We start from the raw sequence: 4,994 nt of genomic DNA on the forward strand, positions 1-4,994 counted from the left end.
CTGTTAGTCTCTTATTGTTAGATTTTCATAAAAATAAAATGAACTTAACTTCATTAAGATAACTTATAATCTACGATAAAATATTAGATATTCTACATACTGTTTTTGTAATGTAACCTATTTCGAAATTCTACTAATCTTTTAACTTTATCTATACTATTAATTGTTAAAAATTACAATGGAGGGCAATTTAATTTATGAATGATATTACCATTATAGGAGCTTCACAAAATAATTTGAAAAATATAAATATAACTATACCTAAACATTTAGTTACAGTATTTACAGGTCGTTCTGGTTCAGGTAAATCATCACTGGTTTTCAGAACAATAGCTGCTGAATCTGAACAACTTTTAAATGAAAGTTATTCTAGCTACATTCAATTTCATTTAAATAAGCAGCCTAAACCAAAAGTAAAAGCAATTAAAAATCTTCCTGTAGCAATGACGATTAGTCAAAAAAGATTTAATGGTAATTCTCGATCTACTGTAGGTACAGTATCTGATATATACGCCTCTGTTAGATTGTTATGGTCAAGGATAGGTGAACCTTTTGTCGGTTTTTCAGATGCCTTTTCATTTAACAGTCCCAATGGTATGTGTGAAACATGTGAAGGATTAGGTTACATTGAAGACATTAATTTAAATGAGCTCTTAGATTGGAACAAATCTTTAAATGAAGGTGCTATTAATTTTCCATCTTTTGGACCTGATAAAGAAAGAGGGAAAGCTTATCGTGATAGTGGTCTGTTTGATAATGATAAAAAATTAAAAGCATATACAAAAGAAGAATTAGATTTGTTTTTGTATCAGGAGCCAATAAAATTAAAAAAACCACCTGAAGAATGGCGGAAATCAGCAAAATATGTGGGACTTATACCTAGGTTTAGAAGAATATTTTTGGGAGATAAAGAATTTAACAAAAAACGTTATGCTAAACATCTTAAAAATGTTGTGGAAAATAAAATTTGTCCAACTTGTAACGGTCAACGTTTAAATTCGAAAATTTTGAGTTGTAAAATTATGGGGAAAAACATTTCAGATTTCACACAAATGACTGTAAAAGAAAATTTAGCATTTCTTAATAAATTAAATAATTCAACAGCCCAGTTTATTATTGAACCACTCCGAAAACAATTAGAAGCACTTGATTATATAGGATTAAGTTATTTAACTCTTGACCGTGTAACCACTTCTTTATCAGGTGGAGAAGCACAACGGCTTAAATTAATACGACATTTAAATAGTTCGCTATCTGATTTGGTTTATATCATTGATGAACCAAGTGTTGGTTTACATCCAGAGGATATTGCAAAAATAAATGAAATTTTGAAATCTTTAAAACATAAAGGTAATACAGTATTAATTGTAGAACATGATCCTGATGTAATTAAAGAAGCAGATTATATTATTGATATGGGGCCAAGTTCAGGGGCGCAAGGTGGAGAGATAACGTTTAAGGGAACATACAAAGAATTATTGTCTTCAGATACATCTACTGGGGAAGCACTACGTATCAAACATCACTTAAAAAATGAGATACGTGAAGCAAAGAGTTTTTATCATCTTGGACCAGTGACCCAAAACAATTTGAATAATGTGACAGTTGATATACCCAAGCATGTTTTGACAGTATTAACTGGAGTAGCAGGTTCTGGGAAAAGTTCACTTGTTAAGGCAGGTTTTGCAAAAAATGATAATGCAGTATTTATGGATCAAAAAGCGATACAAGGTTCCGATCGGTCTAATTTACTAACTTATTTAGGTGTTTTTGATAGAGTCAGAAATTTTTTCAGCAAAGAAACTGGATTAAATAAATCTATGTTTAGTTATAATTCGAAAGGAGCTTGTCCCAATTGTGGTGGTAAAGGTTATATTGAAACAGAACTTGCATTTATGGGTGAATTTTCACAAACATGTGAAGTGTGTCACGGTAAACGTTATAAGCCAGAAGTGTTGAATGCAACTATAGATGGCTATTCCATTGCTGATTTCCTTGAATTGACTGTTGACGAAGGTATAAGATTTTTTGATAAAGAAAATGAAATTCAGTCTAAGTTACAAGCTATAAGTAAAACTGGATTAAATTACGTAACCCTTGGACAACCTCTATCTACATTATCAGGTGGTGAAATTCAACGCGTTAAATTAGGCCAATATTTAAATGATGATGTTACAGATAGTATTTTTATATTTGATGAACCTACGACAGGTTTACATGAAGCTGATATTCCTATATTGATAAACTGTTTTAATGATCTTATTGAGCAAAATAACACTGTTATTTTAATTGAACACAATTTATCAATTATGTGTGAAGCTGATTGGATTATAGATGTAGGACCAGGTCCTGGTCTAGATGGAGGTAAAGTACAATTTAGTGGCTATCCTATAAACTTTGTTAAAGAGAATAAAACATTAACATCTAAGCATTTGAAACTTTATATAGCAAATGATTAAAATTGTTTCATATTTTCATAGAGCATTGGTTAGATTTAGAAATTTTGAAACTTAGCGATTCTGAAAATTATCACCTGAAATTAATAAAGAAATCTATATACTGGTTATAATCTGTATATAGATTTCTTTATATATTTATTATTATGGTTTTAGAATTACTTTAATGTTATTATCTTTTTTCTGATCGAAAATATCATACGCTTGTTTTGCATCTTCTAAAGGCATTGTATGAGTTATAATTTCTGTTGGATCAAAAACCTCATTTTTAATCATTTCATATAATTTTGGCATTTGATGAATAACTGGCGCTTGTCCACTTTTTACTTGGACATCTCTATTGAAAATTAAATCTATTGGAAAATTGTCTGCAGGTGTACCGTAAATACCAGTTAATTGAATCGTTCCAAATTTTCTTACTGATTCAGCTGCTGTAATAATGGGACTAATATTACCTCGTTGCGCTGAATTTGAACTTATCTCTAAATCATCTTGAGCAACTTGGCCATCCATTCCAACACAATCTATAACGACATCTGCACCACCGCGTGTGCTTTCATGAAGTAATTTTCCTATATTATCTTCTTTAGAAAAATTATATACTTCAGCGCCATTGGATTTTTTGGCATGGTTTAATCTATGTTCTACATTGTCAATGGCAATAACACGTTCAGCACCTTTTAATTTAGCAAATTTTTGTGCCATTAAACCGATTGGACCACAACCGAGAACAATAACGGTATCTCCAGATTTTACGCCTGCATGTTCAACACTCCAATAAGCTGTTGGCACCACATCAGATAAAAATAATACTTGTTCGTCTTTCAAATCACTATCTGGAACTTTGAAAGAGGAGAAATCGGCAAATGGCACTCTTAAATACTCTGCTTGACCTCCCCAATGGTTTCCGTGCATGCCACCAAAACCGAAGAGTCCACCATTATTCATTTTCCAACTTGCCGGTGATGGATTAGAATTATCACACTGAGACTCCATTTCATTATTACAATAGAAACAATCGCCACAACCTATGTTAAAAGGTATAACTACTCTATCTCCCTTTTTTAAGGTTTTAACCTCTTTTCCTACTTCTTCTACAATTCCCATTGGCTCATGTCCAATAACAAAATCAGAATCCATAAATAAATCACCTTGATGGTAAAGATGTAAATCAGAACCACATATACCTGAAGCTGTTATTTTTATAATTGCATCCGTTGATTCTTCTATTATTGGATCATGTACTTCACGTACTTCCATATTTTTATGGCCTTGATAAGTAACTGCTTTCATTTGTACCATCCTCCTCTAAAGATTTTACCCTTGATATTATAATGTAAACTCAGAGGAATTAATTGAATTATTACTCTTTTTAGAAAATTGTTAGTTCATATGTAGCAAAATGCCAAACATCGTATTTATTTAGCCAAAATTAATTAAAAAGTAATTATAGATAAGTTTAATACACGTAAGCAATATACTATACTAGAATAAAATTAAAGATTTACCTAAAAGTAACTATACAGTTTTGCCCCATTTATAAGTAATTGCTGATTTTAAAGAAGAATTTGTGTGTTTTCTTAAACCGAAATAAAAATCTGAAAAGCGAAGGATTTTTATTTTTATTGCTTTTAAAAGCTGATAATTTAAATGCACATTATGTTATTGCTACTTTTTGGGAAATTAAGTTACTTACAAACTATGGCAAGATTCTAGAAAACATAAAGTACCTCATAAGAAAAGAGAGATAAAAAATATATAGATCAAGATATATTCGTTAACGAGCATGTTTTGAAATGATTAAGACACTCTTTATAAAGAAGTATCTTTTTTATACTACTTTATAGCTTAAAAATTTTAAAAAATTTGTTTAATTTTCATTATTAATTAATTTCAAATATTCATCTCCCCATTCACAAATACCATAGACCACATTATCGAGAGACAAACCAACACTAGTTAATCGATATTCAACTTTTGGAGGGACTACTGGATATATAGTTCTTTTTATTATCATATCCTTTTCAAGCTCCCTTAATTGTCTAATTAACATTCTTTGATTAATATCCGGTAATTTTTTTTCTAATTCACTCAATCTAAGTACTTCTGATTGTAATAAATGATAAATAATAGGAATTTTCCATCTACCACCAATTACTGATAAAGCTAAATCTTTAGAAGTGTAAAATAATTTATTATTATATTCTATTAACAATTTCTTCTCCTCAGTGACAAAAATGTCAGTATTGTTATTTATCATAAATAATACCATAATGATAATATAAAAGATAGATAGGAGGGCGTTTTAATGGAATTACAATTAGCAATTGATTTATTAAATAAAGAGGATGCTGCAGAATTAGCAAATAAAGTTAAAGATTATGTAGATATCGTAGAAATTGGAACACCAATTGTTATAAATGAAGGATTACCAGCTGTACAACATTTAAATGATAATGTTGATGGTGTAAAAGTATTAGCAGATTTAAAAATTATGGATGCTGCCGATTACGAAGTAAGCCAAGCAGTTAAATTTGG

The 4,994-nt window shown here is 30.1% G+C and carries 4 protein-coding genes; 2 read left to right on the forward strand and 2 right to left on the reverse strand.

Annotated elements, in window-relative coordinates; genetic code table 11:
• The first annotated feature begins 197 nt into the window (after positions 1-197).
• Positions 198-2,459 (forward strand): ATP-binding cassette domain-containing protein, encoded by a 2,262-nt coding sequence (locus CD036_RS11425; protein ID WP_002509990.1) that lies wholly within the window; start codon positions 198-200, stop codon positions 2,457-2,459.
• A 141-nt stretch (positions 2,460-2,600) separates the two neighbouring features.
• Here the strand turns inward: CD036_RS11425 and CD036_RS11430 are convergent, their stop codons facing one another.
• A complete protein-coding gene (locus CD036_RS11430; protein WP_103388715.1) occupies positions 2,601-3,749 on the reverse strand; it encodes an alcohol dehydrogenase catalytic domain-containing protein in 1,149 nt (382 codons plus the stop codon).
• A gap of 577 nt (positions 3,750-4,326) precedes the next feature.
• Positions 4,327-4,671, reverse strand: a complete 345-nt coding sequence (locus CD036_RS11435) for a winged helix-turn-helix transcriptional regulator (RefSeq protein ID WP_002508649.1) — start codon at positions 4,669-4,671, stop codon at positions 4,327-4,329.
• A 93-nt stretch (positions 4,672-4,764) separates the two neighbouring features.
• Here CD036_RS11435 and CD036_RS11440 point away from each other — a divergent pair.
• A partial coding sequence (locus CD036_RS11440; protein ID WP_180992451.1) for an orotidine 5'-phosphate decarboxylase / HUMPS family protein occupies positions 4,765-4,994 on the forward strand: 230 nt, incomplete at its 3' end.

Origin of the sequence: Staphylococcus arlettae (genome assembly GCF_002902345.1) — a bacterium.
In the GTDB taxonomy this organism is placed as follows: Bacteria; Bacillota; Bacilli; order Staphylococcales; family Staphylococcaceae; genus Staphylococcus; species Staphylococcus arlettae.

Coding starts and splice junctions, on each gene's coding strand:
- CD036_RS11425 (WP_002509990.1), top strand. CDS start 198: ATGAATGATATTACCATTATAGGAGCTTCACAAAATAATTTGAAAAAT.
- CD036_RS11430 (WP_103388715.1), bottom strand. CDS start 3,749: ATGAAAGCAGTTACTTATCAAGGCCATAAAAATATGGAAGTACGTGAA.